This window comes from Isoptericola sp. NPDC056134, assembly GCF_042264825.1.
GTDB lineage: Bacteria > Actinomycetota > Actinomycetes > Actinomycetales > Cellulomonadaceae > Isoptericola > Isoptericola nanjingensis.
The window spans coordinates 285,943-307,526 of sequence record NZ_JBHJVM010000001.1; the positions used below are offsets into that span (position 1 = coordinate 285,943).

At 73.9% G+C, this 21,584-nt stretch carries 25 protein-coding genes; 14 read left to right on the forward strand and 11 right to left on the reverse strand.

Going from position 1 to position 21,584, the window contains the following annotated elements; genetic code table 11:
• Positions 1–23 precede the first annotated feature (23 nt).
• The 6 genes from ACFCZN_RS01275 to ACFCZN_RS01300 all read left to right on the forward strand — a co-directional run bounded on the left by ACFCZN_RS01275 (position 24) and on the right by ACFCZN_RS01300 (position 4,589).
• The gene (locus ACFCZN_RS01275) at positions 24–689 is read left to right on the forward strand and encodes a hypothetical protein (RefSeq protein ID WP_430555565.1); all 666 of its coding nucleotides are present in this window, start codon (positions 24–26) and stop codon (positions 687–689) included.
• A gap of 82 nt (positions 690–771) precedes the next feature.
• Complete coding sequence (locus tag ACFCZN_RS01280) at positions 772–1,251, forward strand: DUF2975 domain-containing protein (protein ID WP_429762895.1); 480 nt, start codon at positions 772–774, stop codon at positions 1,249–1,251.
• Entirely contained in the window at positions 1,251–1,487 is a 237-nt protein-coding gene (locus ACFCZN_RS01285) for a helix-turn-helix domain-containing protein (RefSeq protein WP_429762894.1), read from the forward strand. Before ACFCZN_RS01280 ends, ACFCZN_RS01285 begins: the two co-directional genes overlap by 1 nt.
• Positions 1,477–2,625, forward strand: coding sequence for an FAD-dependent oxidoreductase (locus ACFCZN_RS01290; protein ID WP_429762893.1), 1,149 nt, complete (start codon positions 1,477–1,479; stop codon positions 2,623–2,625). Before ACFCZN_RS01285 ends, ACFCZN_RS01290 begins: the two co-directional genes overlap by 11 nt.
• A gap of 94 nt (positions 2,626–2,719) precedes the next feature.
• On the forward strand, positions 2,720–3,943 hold the full coding sequence (locus ACFCZN_RS01295; RefSeq protein WP_430555566.1) for a Fic family protein: 1,224 nt from the start codon (positions 2,720–2,722) through the stop codon (positions 3,941–3,943).
• Between the two features lie 4 nt (positions 3,944–3,947).
• Positions 3,948–4,589 (forward strand): LysE family translocator, encoded by a 642-nt coding sequence (locus tag ACFCZN_RS01300; RefSeq protein ID WP_430555567.1) that lies wholly within the window; start codon positions 3,948–3,950, stop codon positions 4,587–4,589.
• Positions 4,590–4,601: 12 nt separating this feature from the next.
• Here ACFCZN_RS01300 and ACFCZN_RS01305 read toward each other — a convergent pair whose 3' ends face one another.
• Positions 4,602–5,621, reverse strand: a complete 1,020-nt coding sequence (locus tag ACFCZN_RS01305; RefSeq protein WP_430555568.1) for a zinc-dependent alcohol dehydrogenase family protein — start codon at positions 5,619–5,621, stop codon at positions 4,602–4,604.
• A 26-nt stretch (positions 5,622–5,647) separates the two neighbouring features.
• The gene (locus tag ACFCZN_RS01310; RefSeq protein WP_430555569.1) at positions 5,648–6,889 is read right to left on the reverse strand and encodes a multidrug effflux MFS transporter; all 1,242 of its coding nucleotides are present in this window, start codon (positions 6,887–6,889) and stop codon (positions 5,648–5,650) included.
• A 113-nt stretch (positions 6,890–7,002) separates the two neighbouring features.
• On the opposite strand from ACFCZN_RS01310, the gene ACFCZN_RS01315 reads away from it, so the two are divergent.
• The 4 genes from ACFCZN_RS01315 (at position 7,003) to ACFCZN_RS01330 (ending at position 10,162) form a co-directional block, all read left to right on the forward strand.
• Positions 7,003–7,890: a helix-turn-helix domain-containing protein gene (locus ACFCZN_RS01315; protein WP_430555570.1), complete on the forward strand. Its 888-nt coding sequence runs from the start codon at positions 7,003–7,005 to the stop codon at positions 7,888–7,890.
• A 53-nt stretch (positions 7,891–7,943) separates the two neighbouring features.
• Positions 7,944–8,642 carry a hypothetical protein gene (locus tag ACFCZN_RS01320; RefSeq protein ID WP_430555571.1) on the forward strand — a complete coding sequence of 233 codons (699 nt, stop codon included), beginning with the start codon at positions 7,944–7,946 and terminating at the stop codon, positions 8,640–8,642.
• Between the two features lie 63 nt (positions 8,643–8,705).
• Positions 8,706–9,485 carry a thioesterase family protein gene (locus tag ACFCZN_RS01325; protein WP_430555572.1) on the forward strand — a complete coding sequence of 260 codons (780 nt, stop codon included), beginning with the start codon at positions 8,706–8,708 and terminating at the stop codon, positions 9,483–9,485.
• Positions 9,482–10,162: a DUF6226 family protein gene (locus ACFCZN_RS01330; protein WP_430555573.1), complete on the forward strand. Its 681-nt coding sequence runs from the start codon at positions 9,482–9,484 to the stop codon at positions 10,160–10,162. Before ACFCZN_RS01325 ends, ACFCZN_RS01330 begins: the two co-directional genes overlap by 4 nt.
• Positions 10,163–10,255: 93 nt before the next feature.
• Here ACFCZN_RS01330 and ACFCZN_RS01335 read toward each other — a convergent pair whose 3' ends face one another.
• The 8 genes from ACFCZN_RS01335 to ACFCZN_RS01370 form a co-directional block, all read right to left on the reverse strand.
• Complete coding sequence (locus ACFCZN_RS01335) at positions 10,256–10,600, reverse strand: DUF5808 domain-containing protein (RefSeq protein ID WP_430555574.1); 345 nt, start codon at positions 10,598–10,600, stop codon at positions 10,256–10,258.
• Positions 10,601–10,659: 59 nt separating this feature from the next.
• Positions 10,660–11,847 carry an MFS transporter gene (locus tag ACFCZN_RS01340; protein WP_430555575.1) on the reverse strand — a complete coding sequence of 396 codons (1,188 nt, stop codon included), beginning with the start codon at positions 11,845–11,847 and terminating at the stop codon, positions 10,660–10,662.
• Positions 11,848–11,889: 42 nt separating this feature from the next.
• A complete protein-coding gene (locus ACFCZN_RS01345; protein ID WP_430555576.1) occupies positions 11,890–12,882 on the reverse strand; it encodes a DUF5937 family protein in 993 nt (330 codons plus the stop codon).
• Between the two features lie 153 nt (positions 12,883–13,035).
• On the reverse strand, positions 13,036–14,394 hold the full coding sequence (locus ACFCZN_RS01350; RefSeq protein WP_430555577.1) for an ABC transporter substrate-binding protein: 1,359 nt from the start codon (positions 14,392–14,394) through the stop codon (positions 13,036–13,038).
• 10 nt (positions 14,395–14,404) lie between these two features.
• Positions 14,405–15,367, reverse strand: coding sequence for a carbohydrate ABC transporter permease (locus ACFCZN_RS01355; protein WP_430555578.1), 963 nt, complete (start codon positions 15,365–15,367; stop codon positions 14,405–14,407).
• A 13-nt stretch (positions 15,368–15,380) separates the two neighbouring features.
• Complete coding sequence (locus tag ACFCZN_RS01360; protein WP_429762880.1) at positions 15,381–16,295, reverse strand: carbohydrate ABC transporter permease; 915 nt, start codon at positions 16,293–16,295, stop codon at positions 15,381–15,383.
• A gap of 87 nt (positions 16,296–16,382) precedes the next feature.
• The gene (locus ACFCZN_RS01365) at positions 16,383–17,630 is read right to left on the reverse strand and encodes a Gfo/Idh/MocA family protein (RefSeq protein WP_430555579.1); all 1,248 of its coding nucleotides are present in this window, start codon (positions 17,628–17,630) and stop codon (positions 16,383–16,385) included.
• A 25-nt stretch (positions 17,631–17,655) separates the two neighbouring features.
• Complete coding sequence (locus ACFCZN_RS01370) at positions 17,656–18,852, reverse strand: ROK family protein (RefSeq protein WP_430555580.1); 1,197 nt, start codon at positions 18,850–18,852, stop codon at positions 17,656–17,658.
• A gap of 40 nt (positions 18,853–18,892) precedes the next feature.
• Between ACFCZN_RS01370 and ACFCZN_RS01375 the strand changes: the two genes are divergently transcribed.
• Both ACFCZN_RS01375 and ACFCZN_RS01380 read left to right on the forward strand, forming a co-directional pair.
• Positions 18,893–19,540 (forward strand): cupin domain-containing protein, encoded by a 648-nt coding sequence (locus tag ACFCZN_RS01375; RefSeq protein ID WP_430555581.1) that lies wholly within the window; start codon positions 18,893–18,895, stop codon positions 19,538–19,540.
• Positions 19,540–19,833, forward strand: a complete 294-nt coding sequence (locus tag ACFCZN_RS01380) for a DUF4287 domain-containing protein (protein ID WP_429762875.1) — start codon at positions 19,540–19,542, stop codon at positions 19,831–19,833. The genes ACFCZN_RS01375 and ACFCZN_RS01380 overlap by 1 nt, the downstream gene beginning before the upstream one ends.
• A gap of 18 nt (positions 19,834–19,851) precedes the next feature.
• Here ACFCZN_RS01380 and ACFCZN_RS01385 read toward each other — a convergent pair whose 3' ends face one another.
• Positions 19,852–20,169 (reverse strand): DUF4235 domain-containing protein, encoded by a 318-nt coding sequence (locus ACFCZN_RS01385; RefSeq protein WP_429762873.1) that lies wholly within the window; start codon positions 20,167–20,169, stop codon positions 19,852–19,854.
• Between the two features lie 125 nt (positions 20,170–20,294).
• Between ACFCZN_RS01385 and ACFCZN_RS01390 the strand changes: the two genes are divergently transcribed.
• On the forward strand, positions 20,295–20,756 hold the full coding sequence (locus ACFCZN_RS01390; protein ID WP_429762872.1) for a hypothetical protein: 462 nt from the start codon (positions 20,295–20,297) through the stop codon (positions 20,754–20,756).
• A gap of 81 nt (positions 20,757–20,837) precedes the next feature.
• Positions 20,838–21,470, forward strand: coding sequence for a DUF305 domain-containing protein (locus ACFCZN_RS01395; protein ID WP_429762871.1), 633 nt, complete (start codon positions 20,838–20,840; stop codon positions 21,468–21,470).
• The last annotated feature ends 114 nt before the right edge of the window (positions 21,471–21,584 follow it).

A 21,584-nucleotide genomic window follows, 5' to 3' on the forward strand; every position in this document is an offset into this window, starting at 1 on the left:
CGGGCCCGGCTACGCTGCCGGGGATGTTCTCGGACCGCAGACGTCGGCGCGCCGCGCGCCGGATCAGGCCCGGGGACGGGCACGCCCTGCAGCGCTTCCGGTGGTGGCAGCCGCTGTCCCGCGCCCTCTTCCACCTGGACCTCGTGGGCGACCGCGGCGTGCCCGAGCGGTGGTCGGTCGACGTGCGGCTCTGGGGCGACTCCGACGACGGCGACGTGCGGGCCCGGCTCTACCGCGACGGCGTGCACGCCGCCACGTCGCGGCTCCCCGCCGAGCTCCCCGTCACCGGCGGCGTCGTCCAGGTGGCCACCAGCAGCTACGGGCTCCGCCGCTGCCACTACGTGACCCCCGACGGCCGCGAGCGCCAGCTCGCGCCCGACCCCGCCTCCGCCGAGGGGCGCCGCGCCCGCCTGGAGCGCGACCGCCCCGGCCTGAGCCGCGGCATCGGGGCGGTCGCCTGGGTCGTCCTCGCGGTCGCGCTGGTGCTCGGCGTCCCGCAGATCGTCGAGCAGATCTCGCAGGTCCCGCCCGTCGCCGAGCGGTTCGGCGCGTTCACCTCGCCGGTCCGGCTGCCCGCGGGCCTCAACGTCGCGCTCCTGGTCGCGACGATCCTGGCGAGCACCGAGCGCGCGCTGCGCCTGCGCTACCACTGGCTGCTCGACGGCGGGCTGTTCGAGGGCGACGACTGACCGCGGGGAGATCCTGCGGAGACACTGCGAAGCGATCGATACCTATTGACTTTCGATAGGTAAGGGCGGCACTCTCGTCGCCATGTCCCGCACCCAGCGCCTCGTCGGACCGCTCCGCGGCCTGCTCGTCGCCGTCTTCGCCGCCCTCGTCGCCACCCAGGTCGCCGTGCTGCCCGCCGCGTTCGCGCGGATGGCCGACGAGTCCCCCGACCTCGCTCCCCTGCGCTGGCCGCTCCTCGTGCTCGCCGTCGTCGGCCTCGCCTGCGTCGAGGCGGTCATCGTGTGCACGTGGCGGCTGCTGACGATGGTGCGCGACGACCGGATCTTCTCCGACCACGCGATGGTCTGGGTCAACGGCATCGTGGCCGCCGTGGCCGGGGCGTGGCTGCTCGTGCTGGTGGCCTTCGCGCTGCTCGTCGCCGCGGAAGGGCTGGCGGGGCTGGCAGCGCTGCTGCTCGGGGTGCTGCTCGTGGGCGCCGCCGTCGGGCTGCTGATGGTGGTGCTGCGCGCGCTCCTGCGCCAGGCCACCGAGCTGCGCACCGACCTCGACGGGGTGATCTGATGCCGATCGTCGTCCGCCTCGACGTGGAGCTCGCCCGGCGCAAGCTGAGCGTCGGCGAGTTCGCCGAACGCGTGGGGCTCACGCCCGCCAACGTCGCCGTCCTCAAGAACGGGCGGGCAAAGGCCGTCCGCTTCGCCACCCTCGAGGCCATGTGCCGTGTGCTCGGCTGCCAGCCGGGAGACCTGCTGGAGTGGGTCGACGACGAGCCCGACGGGGGTGCGCACGATGCGGGCTGACGTGCTCGTGGTCGGGGCAGGGCTCGCCGGGCTGTGGACGGCGACGGAGCTCGCGCGGCACGGGCACGACGTCGTCCTCGCGGACCGGCGTACCCGCCTCGACACCACCGTGCGCACCACCGGCATCTTCGTGCGCCGCACGCTGGAGGACTTCGACCTGCCGCCCGAGCACCTCGGGCCGCCGGTCCGGCGGATGGTGCTCTACCCGCCGTCGCACCGGGACCCCGTCACCCTCGACAGCAGGCACGACGAGTTCCGCGTGGGCGACATGGCCGCGCTGTACCTGGAGCTGGCCGCGCGGGCCGCCGTCGCGGGCGTGCGGATCGAGCTCGGCACCCGCTACCTCGGCTCGCGCGGCGACGTGCACCTGCTGCACGGTCCTGGCGGCCCGGTCGAGGCGCGCGCGACGTTCGTCGTCGGGGCCGACGGCGCCCGGTCCGCCGTCGCGCGGGAGCTGGGCCTCGACCGCAACCGCGAGCTGCTGGTCGGGGCGGAGGAGGTCTTCTCCGTTCCGCACCGGGCCGGCGTCGTGCCCGCCTTCCACTGCGTGCTCGACCCCCGCCTCGCGCCCGGGTACCTCGCGTGGGTGCTCGACGACGGCCAGCACGCGCACGTGGGTGTCGCCGGGTATCCCGACCGGTACCCGCACGGCCTGCGCGACGCGCTGCGCCGCTTCGCCGCCACGGCGCCCGGCCTCGCGGGCGCGCCGGTGCCCGACGCCGTCGAGCGGCGCGCCGGCCCTATCCCCGTGGGCGGGCTGCTGCGCCGGATCGCCGGGCCGCGCGGCCTGCTCGTGGGCGACGCCGCGGGCGCCGTCTCGCCCCTCACGGCGGGCGGCCTCGACCCGTGCCTGCGGCTGTCCGCGCACGCGGCCGACGTCCTCGACCGTGCCCTGCGCACCGGCGACAGGCGCGAGCTCTCGCGGTACGACGGCGCGGCGCTGCGCGCCCGGTTCCGCGGGCGGCTCACGATGCGCCGCGGGCTGTCGCTGGTGCGTACGCCCGCCGTCGCCGCCGCGGGCGTCGCCGCGCTGCGCACCCCGCCCGGTCGCGCCGCCGCCCGGCGGATCCTCTTCGGGCACGGGTCGTTCCCCGATCTTCACCCTGTCACCAAGCCACAGTTAAGGCTAGCGCGCTAGGCTTAACTGTGGCTTGGTGAAGGGAAGGGTTGACGTGTCCGCCGACGAACGCACGTTGTGGGTGCGAGAGGTTCAGGAACCTGACCTCGGTGCCATGCGGTCGGCCGACCGGCGTGGCGGCGCGTACCGGCGCTACTTCCCGGTCGGGTTGGACCTGCGGATGGCGCCGTTGCTGGACGCCGACGCTCTGGAGGCCATCACCGACGTCTCCGCCGGCATCGCCCGCACCGCCGAGCGGCTCCGCGCTCGACCTCAGCCGATCCTCTACGCGACGCTGGTGCGCTCCGAGTCCATCTCCTCCTCGTGGGTGGAAGGGCTGCGCGAGACTCCTCGGAACGTCATGGTCGCCCAGCTCAAGGACCTGGATCCCGGCCTGGAGGGCCATCAGTTCGACCGGCTCGACACCGCCCACGCCATCCTCGGCAACCTGAACTCCGTGCGCGACGGCGTGGAATCTCTCCGCGACCCGTGGGACGACGTGTCGGTGCACGACATCCACCGTGCCATCGCGCCGCACGTGCACAAGGGTGGGTACCGCGAGGTCGACGTCCAGATCGGCGGTTCGTCGAAGCTGACCGCTTCCTACGTCGCGCCGCCGGCCGAGCGCGTGCCGCCGCTCATGGGCGACCTGCTGGACTACGCCAACCGCAGCCCGGACAGTCCGCTGGTCAAGGCAGCGCTGATCCATGCCCAGTTCGAGACGATCCACCCGTACGAGGACGGCAACGGACGCACCGGGCGCGTGCTCGTGCACGGCTACCTCGCCCGCGCCGCCGTGCTCGAGCGGGGCGTGCTCCCTCTGTCCGTCGTGCTGCGCCGGGACACCGACGAGTACGTCCGCCGCCTCACGGACTTCCGGCACGGAGACCCTGCCGACAGGTCCGAGGCGGTGAGCCAGTTCGTCGCCTACTTCGCCGACATCCTGGCCGATGCCTGCGACGAGACCGAGCGCATCCTGACCGAGGCTGCCGAGGTGCAGCACGACTGGGCCGGGCAGGTGTTCCGATTCCGCTCCGACTCGAAGGTGCACGACGCCCTGCGCATCCTTGCCGAACAACCGGTCGTCACCGCCCGCTACCTCCAGCGGGCCCTCGGAACATCCGGGGTCACGGCCCGGAAGGTGATCGACAACCTGCTCGACGCCCAGATCCTGGAACCGTCCGGCGGCCGGTTCCGGCGCTCGGAGGTCTACCAGGCCCCGAGCCTGCTGCGGATGATGGACCGCCTCGTTCCTGGCATCCAGCCCACCGCCCTGCCGACCCCCCGCCCCGCACCGCGGCGCCCGGGTTCCTCCGGGCCCGGTGCGGGGCTAGGTTGAGCCCGTGCCGCCCCTCGAGTCGCTCCTCGCCTTCGCGCTCGCCTCGGTCGTGCTCGTCGCGATCCCGGGGCCGAGCGTGCTGTTCGTGATCGGCAGGTCGCTGTCGCTCGGTCGACGGGGCGGGCTGCTGAGCGTGGTCGGCAACGAGCTCGGGTCGCTGGTGCCGATCACCCTGGTGGCGCTCGGCGTCGGCTCGGTCGTGGCGCAGTCGGTCGCCGTGTTCACGGTGGTCAAGCTGCTCGGCGCCGCCTACCTGGGGTACCTCGGGGTCCAGGCGATCCGGCACCGCCGCGAGGGCGCCGACGTCGCGGTCGACCCGCGGGTGCGTCCCGCGTCGTCGTGGACCACCCTGCGGCAGGGCTTCGTCGTCGGCGCGACCAACCCCAAGACGATCGTGTTCTTCGTCGCCACGCTCCCCCAGTTCGTCGACTTCCACGCCGGCGCCGTGCCGTTGCAGATGCTCGTGCTGGGCCTGGTGTTCACGCTCATCGCGCTGGTGCTCGACGGCACCTGGGCGGTGCTGGCCGGCACGGCGCGCGCGTGGTTCGCGCGGTCGCCGCGCCGGCTGTCCGCCGTCCGCGCCACCGGCGGCGGGATGATGCTCGGCCTCGCCGGCACGCTGGTGCTCACGCCCGCGAAGGCCTGAGCGCCGGCCGGCTCAGACGGTGAGCAGCACCTTGGTGGCGCGGCGCTCGTCCATGGCCGCGTAGCCCTCCGCCGCCCTCTCGAGGGGCAGCGTGAGGTCGAAGACCTGGCCCGGGTCGATCTCGCGGTCCCAGATCAGGCGGATCAGCTCGGGCAGGAAGCGGCGCACGGGCGCGGGCCCGCCGTGCAGGTGGATGCCGGCCATGAACATGTCGTCGCCGGGCAGCGCGACGTCGTGGGAGACGCCCACGAAGCCCATGTGGCCGCCCGGGCGGGTCGAGTGCACGGCCTGCATCATCGACTCCTGCGTGCCGACGGCCTCGATCACGGAGTGCGCGCCGAGCCCGCCGGTCAGCTCCTTGATGCGGGCCACGCCCGCGTCGCCGCGCTCCTCCACGATGTCGGTGGCGCCGAAGCGGCGGGCCAGCGCCTGCCGGTCGGCGTGCCGGGACATCGCGATGATGCGCTCGGCGCCGAGCTGCTTCGCGGCGAGGACGCCGAGCAGCCCGACCGCTCCGTCGCCCACGACGGCGACCGTCTTGCCGGGGCCCGCCTCGGCGGCGACGGCCGCGAACCAGCCCGTGCCCAGGACGTCGGAGGCGGCGAGCAGCGACGGCACGAGGTCGGCGTCGGGCATGCCGGGCGTCGCGACGAGCGTGCCGTCCGCGAGGGGGATGCGGGCCCGCTCGGACTGGGTGCCGAGGGTGCCCATGAGCACCCGGTGCACGCAGTAGGCCTGGTAGCCGGACTCGCAGATCTCGCAGGTGTTGTCCGACGCCCAGAAGGAGCCGACGACGAAGTCGCCGACCTTGATGGCCTTCACGTCGGCGCCGATCTCCTCGACGACGCCCACGTACTCGTGGCCCATGACGGCGTCGTGGACGTCCTCGACGCCGCGGTAGGGCCACAGGTCGGACCCGCAGATGCAGGTGGCGGTGACGCGGATGATCGCGTCGGTGGGCTCGATGATCCGGGGGTCCTCGCGCTCGATGACGCGCACGTCGCCGGGGGCGTGCAGGACGACTCCACGCATGGTGGTGCTCCGTTCGTTGGTGTGACTCAGTAGCGGATCGGGGTACGCCGGCGGGCGGCGGAGGTGGCGGCGGAGGTGGCGACGGCCGCGGTGAGCGCCACGGCGACGACGGTGACGAGGCCCAGGGGCAGGATCGTCGCGGCGCCGGCGAGCCCGACCAGCGGGGCGGCCACGCCGCCGAAGCCGAAGCGGACCATGCCGAGCAGGGACGACGCCGTGCCCGCGAGCTGCGGGTAGCCGACGAGGGCGAGCGTCGTCGCGGGCGGGGACGTCGTGGCCACGCCGCTCGCCAGGGCCAGCAGCGACACGACGACGACCCACAGCGGCGTCGTCGTCAGGCCCGACACCAGCAGCCCGAGCGCGCCGAGGCCAGCGAGCCCGGTGCCGACGGCGAGGGTGCCGGGCACGCTCCAGCGCTCCGCGGCCCGGCCCGCGAGGAACCCGCAGGCCATGAAGCCGGCGGAGTTGAGGCCGAACGCGAGCGCGTACCCCTGCGGGGACAGGCCGTAGATGCCCTGCAGCACGAACGTCGCGCCGGACAGGTACGCGAACAGGGCCGCGTACATGAACCCCTGGTGCAGGACGGCGCCGACGAAGACCCGGTCGGACAGCAGCACGCGGAAGTCCCGACCGATCTGGACGAAGCCGCCGGCGGTGCGGCCGTCGGCGGACAGCGTCTCCGGGAAGGCGACGAGCGCCACGACGAGGATGCCGGCGCCCGCGGCCGCGAGGAACACGAAGAGGCCGCGCCAGTCGGTCACCGTGTTGAGCTGCCCGCCCAGCAGCGGGCCGACGATCGCCGCGAGCCCGCCGACCACGGTGAGGCGGCCGTAGAAGCGGACCAGGGCGCCGCCGTCGTACACGTCGCGGCCGGCGGCCTGCGCGATGACGATGCCGACGCCGCCCGCGAGGCCCTGCACGAAGCGCGCGCCGATCAGCAGCTCCACGGTGGGGCTGACCGCGCACAGCGTCGACGTCGCGACGTACGCGACGACGCCGACCAGCAGGACGCCGCGCCGCCCGTACTGGTCGGACAGCGGGCCCGCCACCAACTGTCCGAGGGCGAGCCCCACGAGGCAGGCGGTCACCGTGAGCTGGGCGACCGACGTCGCCGCCCCGAGGTCCGTGGTGAGCGCGGGCAGCGCCGGGAGGTACAGGTCCATCGAGATCGGGCCGAAGACGGTGAGCAGGAGCAGCAGCGCCGGCAGCACCCGGGCGAACCGGTGCGGCGCGGGCACGACCGTGGCAGGCAGGGCGGGAGCGGGCATGGCACCCAGCGTCCGTCCCTCGGCGACGCGGCGGGAGTCCCTGACGAACCGTGTACCGGCAGTACACCCTTCACGGCCGCCGCGGCACCGCCTGCGTGCCTAGCCTGGACGGCATGGACAACCGAGCCGAGGTGCGCGAGTTCCTCATGTCGCGCCGCGCCAAGGTCACCCCCGACGAGGCGGGCCTGCCCGGGGGCTCGAACCGCAGGGTGCCCGGGCTGCGCCGCAGCGAGGTCGCGATGCTGGCCGGGGTGAGCGTCGAGTACTACGCGAAGCTCGAGCGCGGCGCGATCGCCGGCGCGAGCGCGTCGGTGCTCGACGCCGTGGCGCGCGCGCTGGACCTCGACGACGCCGAGCGCGCGCACCTCCTGGACCTCGCGCGGGCGGCCGACGGCATCCCGACGTCGGGGCGCTCGCGCGGCCGTGCCACCCGGCCGGCGGGTCCTCGCCCGAGCCTGCAGTGGGCGCTGGAGGCGATCACCGACGGCGTCGCGTTCGTCCGCGACCCGCGGCAGAACCTGCTCGCGACCAACGCCCTGGGCCGCGCGTTCTACGCCCCCGTCATCGGCGACGGCGGTCGCACGCCCAACCTCGCGCGCTTCCAGTTCCTCGACCCGGCGGCCCGCGACTTCTACCCCGACTGGGACCTGTTCGCGCAGATGTGCGTGGGCGTGATGCGCGCGGAGGCGGGACGCAACCCCCACGACAAGGCCTTCCAGGACCTGGTGGGCGAGCTGTCCACGCGCAGCGAGACGTTCCGCACGCTCTGGGCCGCGCACGACGTCCGCATCCACGGCACCGGGACCAAGCGGTTCCGCCACCCCGTGGTCGGCGAGCTGACCCTCGCGTTCGAGGAGCTCGCCATCACCGCCGAGCCCGGCCAGGTGCTGCTCGTGTACACCGCGGAGCCCGGGTCGCCGTCCGCCGAGCGACTGCGGCTGCTGGCGTCGTGGGGCGCCGGCGAGGACGCCCCGGGCGTCGCGACGGGCCGGGCGGGCTGAGTTCACCCGGCCCCGGCGGTGGCGACGGCGACAGCGCGGGATACCGTCCCGCCATGCGGATGAACGCCGTCTGGGCGCCGGCGATGGAACCCGTGCGGGGGCGTGCGGTGGCCCCCGTCGCATGGACGCTGGCCTGGACGAACGCTCCCGCCCGGGCCCGGAGGACCGTGGCGGCGGTGACGTGGCCGCTGTGGGTGGCGGTCGTCGTGGTCCTCGGCGGTTTCGTGCACCACGAGCGCACGGTCGTGGCGCGCCTCACGCGCCGGAACCCGTGGCCGTCGGTGGGGATGTTCGCCCGCGGGGTGGGGGTCGCGGTCCTCGTCGGCGCCGCGCTCGGCACAGCCGCGGGCCAGGCGTCGTTCGCGCCGACCGTCGCATCGGTCGGCGTCGCCGTGGTGGTCCTCGGCTGGTTCGCCGCGGCGGTCTTGATCCTCGCGTTCGCCGCGGCCCGCACCTGGACCGCCGTGTCCCGCGCCCAGCGCGCCGCCCTGAGGGCGGCGTCGCGGGAGCAGCGTCGCGCCGACGTCGCGCGGTTCCGCGCGGCGGACTGGACGGTCGACTCCGTCGCGTCGCGGGGGCGCGACGGCGCGCTCGCGCTCGTCGCCCGCCACGTCGGCGATGTCGTCGCTCCGCACGAGACCGTGGGGACCGTCGCCGCCACGACCCGGCACGCCGCGGTCTACCGACGCTTCGGCCTCGAGCCGCTGCCCAGCCGGCCCCTGGTCCTCGTGGGGTCCGCGCCCGCGCGCTGAGCCGGGCACCGCCGTGACGGCCTGGCAGGATGGCCGGCACTCCCCACGAAGGACGGACGACCCATGGCCTACTTCCGCCGCACCGGCGCGACGACGTTCCAGCCCACCGAGCACGTCGGCGGCGCCTGGAAGACCGACGAGCAGCACGTGGCTCCCACGCTCGGGCTGCTCACCCACCTGGTGGAGGCGGACCGCGAGAAGCGGGGCCGCGAGGACCTGGCCGCCACGCGGCTGACGTTCGACATCTGGGGCCCCTACCGCCTCGAGGAGATGGCCGCCGACGTCCGCGTGCTGCGCCCCGGGCGCGGCGTCGAGCTGGTCGAGGCGTCGGTGGCCTGCGCCGGCCGCACGGTGGTGACGCTGCGCGCGTGGCTCGCCGCCGTCGGCGACACGACGGCGCTCGCCGGGGGCGCGCCTGCGCCGCTGCCCGGCCCCGACGCGACCCCCGCCTGGGACCCCGCGGCGGACTGGCCGGGCGGCTTCGTCGAGTCGATCGACGTGCGCCGCGCCCTCGCCGGGCCGGGCCGCGGGCACGTCTGGGTCCGCACCGGGCACGCGCTCGTCGAGGACGAGGACGTGAGCCCGCTCGCCCGCACCGTCGGGCTGTTCGACCTCGCGAACGGCATGACGGTGCGCGCCGACCCGCGCCGCGTCGCCTTTCCCAACGTCGACCTCTCGGCGCACCTGCACCGCGCGCCCGAGGGCGGGTGGCTGGGCCTCGACACGAGCGTCGTCTTCGGCGCGACCGGTGCCGGCCTCACGTCCAGCGTGCTGCACGACGAACGCGGCGCGTTCGGCACGCTCGCGCAGGGGCTCGTCGTCCGCGCCCTCGACGCGCCGTGAGCCCCGACGTCCTGCGGGCCCGGGTGGTGGACGCCTACGACCGCCTCGGCCTGCCGTCCTGGGCGCCGCCCCGGGCCGAGGGCGTGGAGCCGCGCGACGAGGAGTACTCCCGGGTCTCCGACCTGCACAAGTACCGGGTGGTGCACGGCCGCGCCCATGCGTGGACCGAGGTGCTCGGCGCGCTGCCGGGCGTCGTCGTCGAGCGCCTCGGTCCCGTCACCACGGAGCGGCACGGGTTCGCGCGCGGCGTGCGCATCGTCTCCCCCGTGCCCGGCACGCTGCCGCTCGTGCTGCTGGAGCAGGACGCCGGCTCCACGGAGCACGGGGACGCGCCGGACTTCCTCCACCTCGCAGTGCAGGACCCCGACCACCGGATCGACCACGGCGCCCCCGACTGCGGCTGCGACGCCTGCGACTTCGGGTCGGCGGGCCTCCTGGAGGCGATCGACGACGACGTCCTCAGCATCGTCACCGGCCCGTTCGTCCTGCTGGTGGGCAAGGGCTGGAAGGCCACCTGGTACCCCGACGGCGGCAGCATGGAGGGGGACACGAGAGCGCCGTCGGACTTCAGCGCCGTGATGCGAGCGTGCCGCACGCTCGCCGACGGCGGCGCCCCTCGTCTCCCCCGATCGTCCACCGCGCTCGTCGGCCGGTCGTGGCTGGACGCCCCGGCCTGACGGGCCGACGCGTCGCGGCAGCGCGTCCACCGGGCGGGCGGTACGCGTGTCGTACGGCGAGGGACGACGTCGGCGACCGGTGACCGCGGGCCGTCAGGCCGGGCTGTCCTCGCGGGCGTCGTCGACCCTGCGGCGCACGAGCTCGACGATGCGTCCGACATTGACCGTCCAGCCCACGCCGAAGACGTGCGGGCTGAGGAGGTGCTCGCCCTCCGGGTCCCAGACGCGCTCGCGGATGCGCTCGATGGTCGGGATGCGGAACTCGTAGGGGACGAACCCGGCGACGGTGCCGTGCCAGGTGCGGTCCTCCTTGTCCTTCTGGAGCTCCTTGGTGACGGCCGCGACGACCAGGCCGACCATGATCAGCTGGAACAGCCCCGGCCCCCGCTTCCGGCCGCGGCCCGCCTTCCCGTGCTGGATCTCCTGCTTCGTGCCCATCTCGGCCTCCGCTCGTCGCGTGTCGGTGTCCTCACCCATCGTGCACCAGGCAGACGTCGTCAGCGCGAGGGTCGGGTGAGCACCACGGCGACGGCGGCCACGACGCACACCACGGCGGTGGTGAGCAGCCCGACGGAGAACGACGTCCCCGCGGCGATGAAGCCGACGACCAGGGAGCCGAGCCCGGTGCCGGCGTCGAACCCGATGTTCCACACGGCGCTGGCGGTGCTGTGCCGGCGCGCGGGCACGGCCGCGAACGCGGCGACGAGGGTGAGGTTCTGCAGGCTGCCGTAGGAGACGCCGACCATGGTCATCCCCAGCACGAGGAGCACCGGGCGGGGGCCGCCGTCGGCGATCGCCCCCGCGCACACCCCCAGCCCGGCGGCGCAGAACGCGAGCAGCGGCGCGAGGAAGACGCGCGGGCCGAACCGGTCGGCGAGGCCGCCCACGCCCCAGCGGGACAGCGCCGTCGCGGCAGTGAAGCCGAGCAGCCCCGCCACCGCCGCGCCCGCTCCCCCGGCGAACTGCGGCGCGAACGTCAGCAGCGCGCCGCCGGGCGTCGTCACCGCGAGCAGCACGAGCGACGGCATGACCAGCGCGAGAAGGACGCGACCGCGCCCCGGCCCGCCGTCGTCGACGGGCCGCCCGGCGCGCGCGGCGTCGCCGTCGAGGCACCGGCCGAGCAGGACGGCGAACGGCACGGCGAGCACGGGCAGCGCGCCGAGCGCGAAGACCACGCGGAAGTCGAGCGTCTCGGCGATCCACGCGGCGCTGGGGACCAGCACCAGCTGCGGGAACGCGATCGACAGCCCGTACAGCCCGATCGCGCGGCCGTGCCGCGGCCCGTCCACCAGGGCGGCCACGGCGCTCGACCCGCAGACGGTCAGCACGGCGAACCCCATGCCGCGCACCGCCGAGAGCCCGAGCAGCCACCCGAGCTGGTCCGTGGCCATGAACAGCAACGACGGCGCGCCGAGCAGCACCACGCCCGCCGTCATCGTGAGCCGCCAGCCCACCCGGCGCAGCAGCCACGGCACCGTGGTCTGCGTGAGCACGGTGGCGAGCATGAGCACCGCGTTGACGAGCCCGGCGCCGCCCTCGCCCGCGCCGCCGTGCACCGCCCACAGCGGCGCCGCCGGCAGCAGCAGCGCGTACCCCGAGAAGCCCAGCGCCGACATCGCGAGCAACGGCCGGAACCCCGGCACGCGCGCGACGGACGACGAGGGCTGAGGGGCGGGACGACGCATCGGGCGAACCTATCGCGCGGTCCACGCCGCGCCGGCGGGCGGTCAGCCCCCGACCAGCGCCTCCCCCAGCGGCGTGCGCTCGTGCAGGACCCGCGGGCCGTCGCGGCGCGAGTCGACCAGCCGCGCGGCGCGCAGCAGCCCCAGGTGGTGCGACGCCGTCGACACGGCGAGCCCGCCGGCGGCGGCGACCTCGCTCGTGGACAGCGGGCCGCGCAGCGCGAGCAGCACGCCCGCCCGTCCCGCCCCGAGCAGGTCCGCGAGCGCCCCGGACTGGTCCGGGGCGCCGTCGGACCACCGCTCGGAGATCCCCAGCGCCGGGTAGAAGAGCGTCGGCTGCGCGGGCGGCTCGGTGACCACCGAGCAGCGCGGCGCCATCACGGACGGCACCAGCACCAGGCCGCTGCCCGCGCAGTCGAGCACCTCGCCGTGCAGCCGCAGTCGCACGTGCACCGCGTCGGGGGCCCAGGCCACGGCCTCGTGCAGGGTCTCGACCATCGTGCCCAGCCCGTGCGTCGTCACACGGCGGGAGCGGGCGCCGATGTCCGCGCGCAGGATCCGCTCGAGCTGCCGCCACGACGGCGCGAGCACCGCGTCCCACACCTGCCGCCAGGCGTCGACGGCGAGGCCGCGGGCGTGCGCCGGGTCGTCGGCGAGGGCCTGCAGCAGCCGCCGGTCCGCGCCGTCGGTGCGGTCGACGCGCTTGAGCAGGTCGACCCGCAGCGGGCCGAGGTCGGCCTCCCGGAGGCGTTCGAGCTCCTCGTCGGGGCCGAGGTCCCAGCCGGGCGTGGAGGTGAGGAAGTCCGGCAGGTACCCGTCGGCGCCGACCAGCAGGGTCAGCAGCGCGAGGGGGCGCGCCGGGGCGCGGCCCCGCGCCGTGCGGAGCCACCCCCACTGCAGCGGGTGGTACGCGGGCTGGGCCAGCACGCGCACCGCGTGCGCCAGCTCGTGGCCGGGCGAGACGCCGAACCGGATCGCCGAGACGTCGTCGGGCGCGAGGCGGAACTCCACGACGTTCCTGCGCGAGCGGCTGTCCACGGCCACACCGTAGCGTCGGCGGACCGTGGTGGGACGGCGGCCTCCTCGAACGGGTCCCGCCCGCCGTACCTCGCGTGATCTACGAGGACGCGGAGCAGATCGTCGTCGTGCCCCACGACCCTGCCGCGACGACGTCGTACCACCCGGGCGGACTCATCTCAGCAGCCCGTTGATCCGGTCGTTCACCTCCGTGAGCGTGGAGACGTCGCGGTCGCCGATGTAGATCTCGTCCATGATCGGCTGGACGATCGCCTCGATGGAGCCGAACGAGTCCGTCACCGGGAAGTACAGGGTGTTGCCGTCCTCCACGAGGTCCGTGAACACGGAGACGTCGAGGCCTCGCTCGGCGAACGCCTCGACCGCGGCCTCGGTGCCGGCGGGCCGCGCCGGGAAGACCACGCCCGCCTCCCCCACGATGCGCTGGCAGTCGTCGGACCCGAGGAACTCCACCCACCGGGCGGCCTCCTCGGGGTCCTCGGACTGGGCGCTGATCGAGTCCGCGAGGCCGTTGTACATCGACACCGGGTGGCCCACCGGGCCGCTCGGCAGGGAGGCGATCCCCAGGTCCACGCCCTCCAGGTTGGCGTAGGTGCCGAGCATCCAGGACCCGTTCGCGGAGATCGCCGCCCGGCCCGAGCCGAGCGCCTGCTGCGGGTTGGGCTCTGTGCCGACCTCCTCGAACGGCGCCATGTACCCCTTCTCCACCAGGCCGAACAGCCACTCCAGGGAGTCCTGCACCCGCGGGTCGTCGAAGTGGTACTCCGTGCCCCACACGTCCTTGTCGGTGAACTTCCAGCCGGTCGCGCCCGCCAGCCAGGACCAGGTGGTCTGCCCGGCGGTGCCACCCGCTCCGTTCGAGGCCAGCCCGTAGACGGCGACGTTGTCGGCGTCGAAGCCCTCCTCGTCGCCCCGGACCCCGTTCTCGTCCACGGTGAGGTGGGCGAGCACCTTCTCGAAGCTGCCGCCGTCCTGGGGGTCCCAGTCGAGGCCCTCCAGGTCCTCCGGGCGCAACCCGGCCTCCTCGATCACGTTCGTGTCGTAGAACAGCGCGACGGTGTCGAAGTCCTTCGGCATGCCGTACTGCCCACCGTCCTGCCCCACCCACAGGTCCGGGAGCCCCTCCTGGAACTCGCCGTAGTCGACGTCGGCCGTGGCGTCCAGGGTGTTCAGGTCGCGGAGCAGGCCCTTCTGGGCGAAGCCCGGGTACTGGGTGAGGTGGTCGGTGAAGACGTCCGGACCCGCCCCGGCCACGAACGCCGCGGTGAGCTTGCGCCAGTAGTCGTCGTACCCGTACTGGCTGATCCGCACCTGCAGGTCGGGGTTCTCCTCCTCGAAGGCGTCCGCGCAGCGCTGGTAGGCGGGCAGCTGGTTCGCGTCCCACAGCCAGTAGTCCAGGGTGACCGAGCCCTCGGCGGCGCCCGGGTCGGCGGGGCTCGCGCACCCGGCCAGGACGAGGGTGCCGGCGGTGAGCGCCGCGGTCAGGGTGGCCGTCGTCCGACGTGCGTGATTCATGGTCTGCCCCTCACTTGATCCCGCTGAAGCCGATGGAGTTGACGATCCGCTTCGCGAACGCGAGGAAGAGCAGGATCATCGGCAGCGCCGCCACCAGGGTCGCGGCCATCAGCCCGGCCCAGTCCGGCCCCGTCTGCGGGGTCTGCGCGGTGAAGTTGCCCAGCGCCACGGTGAGCACCCGGGACTCGTCGGTGTACGAGACCATCAGCGGCCAGAAGTAGTCGTTCCACGACCCGATGTAGGTCAGGATCGAGATCGTCGCGATGGGCCCCACCGACATCGGGATGATGAGCGCGAAGAACACCCGCACCTTGCTGGCGCCGTCGATGAGCGCGGCCTCCTCCACCTCGGTGGAGACGTTCATGAAGAACTGCCGCAGGAAGAAGATCGCGAACGGCGTCATGAACAGCCCGGGGAGCATGATGCCGAGCAGCGTGTCGATCAGGCCCAGGTCCCGGATCAGGATGAAGTTCGGCAGCAGGGTGAAGATCACCGGCACCATCAGCGACAGCAGGAAGACGCCGAAGACGACGTTGCGGCCCCGCCAACGCAGCCGGGAGAACGCGTACGCGGCCATCGCCGAGAAAAACACCTGGCAGACGGTGACCACCGTGGCCACGATCACCGAGTTGCGCAGGTAGAGCCAGAAGTCGATGGACGCGCCGGAGCCGCCCTGCGCGATGGCCTCCTCGGTGGTCTGGAGGCCGAAGACCCGCTCGAACCCGCCCCAGCTGAAGTCGGCGGGCAGCAGGGACGTGGAGTTGGCGTACAGGGCCCCGTTGCTGGACAGCGCCGTGCGCAGGATCCAGTAGAAGGGGAACAGCGTGATGAGCAGCAGCAGGATCATCACCACCCAGGCCAGCACGCGGCCGACGCTGGGTGGGCGGCGTCGGCGGCGCACGGCCACCGCGGGCGGCGGGGCGGACACCCCGGTGGTCGTCGGTTCGGCTGGCGCCGTCGTGGTCCCGGTCATGGTCTCCGCCCTCCTAGTTCAGGTCCGTCTGGCCGGCCCGCGTCACGCGGTACTGGAAGAAGGTGACCACCACCAGGATCAGCAGCATGGCCACGCTCAGTGCGGACGCGTACCCGAAGTCGAACTGGGCGAACGCCTTGTCGTAGATGTAGAGCTGCAGCACCCGGCTGGCGTCCACCGGACCGCCGTTGGTGGTGACCGCCACGGTGTCGAACACCTGGAACGACCCGATCACGGAGATGATCAGCACCAGCCCGAGGATCGGACGCAGCAGCGGCACCGTGATGCGGAAGAACATCCGCAGCTCCGACGCGCCGTCGACCCGGGCCGCCTCGTACATGGTGGGCGGGATGGTCTGCAGGCCGGCGAAGATCAGCAGCGCGGTGTAGCCCATGTGCCGCCAGACGTTCACCGCGGCGATGGTCGGGATGGCCCAGGTCTCGTCGGTGAAGAACCCGATGCGGTCGAGCCCGACCCACTCCAGCAGCTGGTTCCCGATGCCGAGCTGGTAGTCGAGGATCCACAGGAACACCAGGGCGGCGACCACGTTGGACACGAGGTACGGGGCGAGCACCAGCGAGCGCAGCAGCGTGGAGCGGCTGAGCCGCTGCATCAGCACGGCGATCACCAGGGCCACGACCGTCTGCAGCCCGATGTTGATGACCACGTAGAGCAGCGTCACGCGGACGGCGTTCCAGAACACCGGGTCCGCGACCATCTCGCGGTAGTTGTCGAGGCCCACGAACTGGGCCGGGCTGAGCAGGTCCCACGACGTGAAGCTCAGCCAGATGCCGCGGACCAGCGGCCAGAAGTAGAAGACCAGCAGGCCGATGCTGGCCGGCAGGATGAAGAGCAGGGCGAGCCGGGTGTCGTCCCGGCGGCCCGACCGTCGGACGGTCGGTACGGGTGGCGCGGTCGGTGCAGCCATCAGGTTCCTCCTTGCGTCGTTGCAAGCAGTGCTCGGACAGTGCGGTGCGGCCCGGCGTCGGGGACGACGCCGGGCCGCGGGTGGTGCTCAGTCGCGCGCGGAGCGGCTCCCGAAGTCCGGGATCGGCAGGCGCTCGCCACCGGCCAGCGCCGACGCGTGCGCCACGATGCCGGGGGCTGTGAACTTCGCGGAGAGCCAGGCGTCCACGGGCGCGTGCTCGCCCGTGACCACGGCGCGCACGAAGTCGTCGGCGAGGAAGTGGTGCGAGCCCTCGTGCCCGTTCGGCGCGTCGGCGTAGGTGGCGGGCAGCCGCGTCCGGTCGTGCACCGGCGCGGAACCCGAGGTGAACGCCTCGCGCAGCGCCGGGTCGACGTCGGCGAGGTCCGCGTCGTCGCCCCCGCCCCGGACCGGGACGAAGTCGGCGGACACGTCCGTGGACGTCTCCTTGTCGTTCCACACGCTCTGGTGGGCGAGCTGCTCGAAGCTGGCCTCGGTGCCGAAGAAGCGGAACCGCGACTCGCGGATGTGCGAGGGGTAGCCCACCCGGCGCATCTCGTTGGTGCGCATCGCGCCGCCGTCGGCCAGCTCGAACAGCGCCGTGGCGTTGGAGAAGCTGTTCCCGAACTGGCTGACCTCCCGGTCGAAGACGCCGTCGCCCCGGCGGTCCTCCACGCCGATGCAGCTCACGCTCACCGCGCGGGTGGGCAGCGCACCGAGGACGCCGCCGATCGCGTGCGTCGGGTAGAGCATGGGCGGGTAGCTCGCGGTGGCCTTCCAGTTCTCGCCGCCGCTGTACTGGTACGCGGCGTAGAAGCCGAGGTCCATGTCGTGCACGTAGTCGCCCTCGGCGTAGAAGACCTGGCCGAGCGCGCCCTCGCGGACCTTCTCCCGGACGAAGACGGTGGCCGGGTTGTAGTAGCTCGTCTCGCCCATCATGTAGGTGAGCCCGGTGCGCTCGACGGCGGCGATGATCGCCTCGATGTCGGTGATCTCGGTGGCCATCGGCACGGCCGAGTAGACGTGCTTGCCGGCCTCCAGCGCCGCCAGCACCAGCGGCGCGTGGGTCCAGCGCTGGGTGAAGATGGCGACGGCGTCGACGTCCGAGTCGAGCATCTCCTCGAAGCTGTCGACGACGGTGGCGCGGTCGTAGCGGTCGGCCAGCGACTTGGCCCGCTCCGGCACCAGGTCGGTGATCGTGAGCCGGTCGACGTTCGGGTGCAGGTCCCAGAGCGTCGCGAAGCTGCGCGAGAACTGGCCCGCGCCGACGATGCCGATGCTGATCGAGCCGGCATCCTCGGCGAGCGGGGCGGTCGGGTCGAGGGGAAGTGCGGACAACGGTGCCTCCTGCTGGTGTGTCGGGTCAGGCCAGGTCGGTGCGGTACGGCGGCGGGTCGACGAGCATCCACTGGCACGCGACGACCGCCGCGCCGCGGGCCCACTCGTCGAAGCCGGAGGAGAACGTCACCACGGTGGGGCGGGTGGCGTGGGGGTCGAGGTGGTCGGCGAGCGCGGCGTCGAGGGACGGACGGGCGTGGGCGAGCATGCCGAGGCCGTCGCCGGCGAGGATCACGGCGGGCAGGCCGAGCGTGTTCGCGAGCTGGGCGATCAGCACCCCCAGGGCGCGCCCGGCGTCGGCGAAGACGCGCAGCGCGACCGCGTCGCCGTCGTCCGCCAGCGCGAGGGCGGCGTCCAGGTCCAGGTCGGCCCGCCCGCGCGGCACCCCGATGCCCTGGGTGATGGCCGCCGTGGTGAGGAACGCCGACGCGCAGCCGCGGTGCCCGCGCTCGCACACCGGCCCGGAGTCCGCGACCCGCATGTGCCCGATCCGGCCGACCCTGCCCGACGGACCGGCGAGCACCCGGTCCTCGATGACGATGCCCAGCCCGACGCCGACGCCGACGGTCAGCACGGCGAGGTCGCTCATGCCGCGGCCGGGGCCGGACCACTGGACCCCGGCGGTCAGGGCCCGGGCGTCCTCGCTGAGCACGGTGGGGATCCCCGTCGCCCGCTCGAGGATGCCCGCGAGGGGCACCTCGTCCCAGCCGAGGAAGGGGTTGTGGCGCACGGTGTCGTCGAACCGGGACATCCGGCCGGCCAGCCCGACGCCGAGCGCCTGGATCTCCCCCGGCTCGCGCAGTTCGTTCACCAGTTCAAGGATCTGCGCGACGACGGTCTCCTGCTCGACGTCGGCGAGGTCGCGGTGCCCGGACGCCTGCACGACGCCGGCGGCGTCCGTGCGGACCGCGAACACCTCGTTCGACGTCACCTTGACGCCGATGAACAGGTGGCGCCCGGCCAGGAGGACCAGCGGGACGCCCGGGCGCCCCCGGCTCTCGCCCGGGACCGCCGGTTCCTCGGCGATCCGGCCCGCATCCTCAGCGACCAGCCCGGCGGCCAGCAGCGGCTGCGTGGTCTTGGTGATGCTCGCCGGGGAGCGCTCGAGGCGCCGCGCGAGCTCCGCCCGGGAGAGCGGCCCGGCCAGGAGCAGGGCGCGCACGACCGCTCGGGCGGAGGGCTCCAGGGAGCCGAGGCGGGGAACGTCTGCGCGGCGCTGCACGCCCCGAGCCTGACGCCTATTCCTTCACCGTGTCAATGAAATGCCGAAAACTCCCGCGCTGGTGCTCGCCCTCCTCGAGGAGCGCGACGACCCGGTGGACGCCGTCGTGCACGCGTTCGACTCCGCGGCCCGCGACCTCGTGGCGTCCGGTGACGCCGACGGCTGCCCCGTCGCCACGATGGCGCTCGACGTCGTGGACACGAACGACCCTCGACCTGGCGGGTCTTCCTTTCGACGTCGGTCGAAACGCTCGTGGCCCGGCGCGGGGAGCCCGAGGCTGGGGACACGCCGCGGGCAGCCGCCCGGGGCGCACACCGCACCTCGAGGGAGAGCCACCATGGCCGCCGTCGTCCCCGCCGACACCATCCGCATCCCGGGCTCGCGCACGCTGCGCTTCGAGGGAGGCGATCATGGCTCCGGCGTGTCGTTCTTCCTCGTCACGAACGACCCCGGCAAGGGCCCGGACCTGCACCGCCACCCCTACACGGAGACGTGGTCGGTGCTGGAGGGCGAGGCGACCATCCGCATCGGCGCCGAGACCGTCGTCGCCCGCGCCGGGGACACCGCCGTCGTCGGGCCCGACGTCTGGCACGGCTTCACGAACACCGGCACCGGCGTGCTGCGCATGATGTGCATCCACGCCTCCGCCACCATGATCCAGGAGAACAAGAGCGAGGAGCACCGCTGATGTCGTTCCAGGCCTACCTCGACACCGTCGAGACGAAGACCGGGCTCACGCCGCGCCAGATCGTGGACGCCGCCGCCGCGCAGGGCCTCGGCCCCGAGAGCAAGACCATGGCCGTCGTCGCCTGGCTCAAGGAGACGTACGGGATCGGGCACGGGCACGCGCAGGCCATGGCGCACGTGATCGTCAAGGGCGACCGGATCGGCACCAAGCACGTCGGGACCGCCGGCTCGCACCGCGACGCGAGCGACCGGCTGTGGCTCGACGGCAAGGACTCGCGGCCCGCGGACTGGTGAGAGCGGGCCTGACACCGGTCAGTCGCCCGGCCACTCCCCCGTCCAACGCTCGAACGCGCGGGCGCCGCCGCGGTCGATGGCCGCCTTCACGACGGAGAAGATCGCGCCCTGCAGCAGCGACGCGAGCAGGATCTCCCGCATCCGGTACTCGGACTGCAGCGGCGTGGGCGCGTCGTCGGGGTGCCCGGGCGCAACCCGCTTGTAGACCTGCTTGAAGACCTGCCCCGCGACGATGCCGCCGACGATCGAGCTCACGATGCCCACCGGCCGGTACAGGATCTTCGCCGCCTTGCTGCCCGACTTCTCGGTCCGGATCACGTCGTTGTCCTCGCTCATCCCCCGACGCTAGGCCGGGCCGGGCCGTCCCGCACGGGGCGCCGCCCGACGCCGGCCGCGCGTTGGTTACAGTGCCAGGGTCGCCCGCCGGTACCTGCCACGACGCCCCGCTCGAAGGAGGACGCATGATCCGCACCGTGCGCCCCCTGCTGACGAGCCGTCGCGGGCGCCTGGCCGGGGTGCTGCTGGTGCTCGCCCTCGTCGTGGGCGTCGTCCTCATGCACGCCATGAGCGGCTCTTCGACCCGGCACGCCGCCCACCACGCCCCTGCCGCCGTGGTGGTTCAGGCGCACACGACGCCGGGCACGACGGCGGCCGCCCCCGCAGACAGTGCGCACGCCGGTGCGCCGGTCGTCCAGGACGCCGGCGCCCCCTCCGGCTGCGGTACCGGCGGCTGCAGCGGGCACGAGATGGTCACGGCCATGTGCCTCATGATCCTGGCGGTGCTGCTCACGCTCGTCGGCCCCGTGCCGCGCGCCCTGCTGCGCGCCGAGGGCCCGCGCCTCGTGGCACGGGTCCCGCTCCCGGTCGAGGCCCGCCCGGCGGCCGGCCCCAGCCTGCACGCCCTCGGGATCTCTCGGACGTAGGACCGCCCGGGCCCGCCCCCCGGACCGGGGCGGAGGCCCACCGCGGATCCCACGAGAGACCCCGAGAAAGGCCCACCCCTCATGACGCACACCTTCCTGGCGCGTGCCCGCGTGCCCGCGCTCGCCCTCGCCGTCGCCCTGACGCTCGCCGCGTGCGGCGCGGACGACGGCGCCGACCACGACATGGCCGACACGGGCGGCGCCTCGTCGTCGCCCGACGCGCCGTCGGACACCGCGACGGACGCCCCGTACGACGCCGCGGACGTGATGTTCGCCCAGATGATGCTCCCGCACCACGAGCAGGCGATCGAGATGTCCGACGCCCTGCTCGCCAAGGACGGCATCAGCCCCGAGCTCGTCGACCTGGCGGAGCAGATCAAGGCCGCCCAGGGTCCCGAGATCGACACCCTCACCGCCTGGCTGCGCGACTGGGGCGCCGACCCGGAGGCCGGCGCCGGCACGGGCCACGACGACCACGGCATGGCCGGCATGATGTCGACCGAGGACATGCAGGCCCTCGAGGACGCGACGGGGGCCGACGCCGAGCGCCTGTTCCTCGAGCAGATGGTCGCCCACCACGAGGGCGCGGTGGAGATGGCGCAGGCCGAGGTGTCCGGCGGCGAGCACGCCGGCGCCGTCGAGATGGCGCAGTCGGTCGTCGACACCCAGACGGCCGAGATCCAGCAGATGCGGGACCTCCTGGCGTCCCGCTGACGCGCCGGTGGCCCGGGACCGGGGGGGCCAGGGCAACGCCTCCCCAACAACTCCTGAGCGTTTCGTGAAAGTCCACCCGCCGGTGTGGTCTGTTCCTCCCGGCCGGTGGGTCCG

Bases quoted from the DNA above. Each gene is read 5' to 3' on its own strand.
- ACFCZN_RS01325 (WP_430555572.1), top strand. From the start codon at position 8,706: ATGGCCTACTTCCGCCGCACCGGCGCGACGACGTTCCAGCCCACCGAG.
- ACFCZN_RS01280 (WP_429762895.1), top strand. From the start codon at position 772: ATGTCCCGCACCCAGCGCCTCGTCGGACCGCTCCGCGGCCTGCTCGTC.
- ACFCZN_RS01380 (WP_429762875.1), top strand. From the start codon at position 19,540: ATGTCGTTCCAGGCCTACCTCGACACCGTCGAGACGAAGACCGGGCTC.
- ACFCZN_RS01350 (WP_430555577.1), bottom strand. From the start codon at position 14,394: ATGAATCACGCACGTCGGACGACGGCCACCCTGACCGCGGCGCTCACC.
- ACFCZN_RS01315 (WP_430555570.1), top strand. From the start codon at position 7,003: ATGGACAACCGAGCCGAGGTGCGCGAGTTCCTCATGTCGCGCCGCGCC.
- ACFCZN_RS01385 (WP_429762873.1), bottom strand. From the start codon at position 20,169: ATGAGCGAGGACAACGACGTGATCCGGACCGAGAAGTCGGGCAGCAAG.
- ACFCZN_RS01285 (WP_429762894.1), top strand. From the start codon at position 1,251: ATGCCGATCGTCGTCCGCCTCGACGTGGAGCTCGCCCGGCGCAAGCTG.
- ACFCZN_RS01335 (WP_430555574.1), bottom strand. From the start codon at position 10,600: ATGGGCACGAAGCAGGAGATCCAGCACGGGAAGGCGGGCCGCGGCCGG.
- ACFCZN_RS01305 (WP_430555568.1), bottom strand. From the start codon at position 5,621: ATGCGTGGAGTCGTCCTGCACGCCCCCGGCGACGTGCGCGTCATCGAG.
- ACFCZN_RS01360 (WP_429762880.1), bottom strand. From the start codon at position 16,295: ATGGCTGCACCGACCGCGCCACCCGTACCGACCGTCCGACGGTCGGGC.
- ACFCZN_RS01275 (WP_430555565.1), top strand. From the start codon at position 24: ATGTTCTCGGACCGCAGACGTCGGCGCGCCGCGCGCCGGATCAGGCCC.
- ACFCZN_RS01295 (WP_430555566.1), top strand. From the start codon at position 2,720: ATGCGGTCGGCCGACCGGCGTGGCGGCGCGTACCGGCGCTACTTCCCG.
- ACFCZN_RS01390 (WP_429762872.1), top strand. From the start codon at position 20,295: ATGATCCGCACCGTGCGCCCCCTGCTGACGAGCCGTCGCGGGCGCCTG.
- ACFCZN_RS01290 (WP_429762893.1), top strand. From the start codon at position 1,477: ATGCGGGCTGACGTGCTCGTGGTCGGGGCAGGGCTCGCCGGGCTGTGG.
- ACFCZN_RS01395 (WP_429762871.1), top strand. From the start codon at position 20,838: ATGACGCACACCTTCCTGGCGCGTGCCCGCGTGCCCGCGCTCGCCCTC.
- ACFCZN_RS01310 (WP_430555569.1), bottom strand. From the start codon at position 6,889: ATGCCCGCTCCCGCCCTGCCTGCCACGGTCGTGCCCGCGCCGCACCGG.
- ACFCZN_RS01375 (WP_430555581.1), top strand. From the start codon at position 18,893: ATGCCGAAAACTCCCGCGCTGGTGCTCGCCCTCCTCGAGGAGCGCGAC.
- ACFCZN_RS01355 (WP_430555578.1), bottom strand. From the start codon at position 15,367: ATGACCGGGACCACGACGGCGCCAGCCGAACCGACGACCACCGGGGTG.
- ACFCZN_RS01320 (WP_430555571.1), top strand. From the start codon at position 7,944: ATGCGGATGAACGCCGTCTGGGCGCCGGCGATGGAACCCGTGCGGGGG.
- ACFCZN_RS01340 (WP_430555575.1), bottom strand. From the start codon at position 11,847: ATGCGTCGTCCCGCCCCTCAGCCCTCGTCGTCCGTCGCGCGCGTGCCG.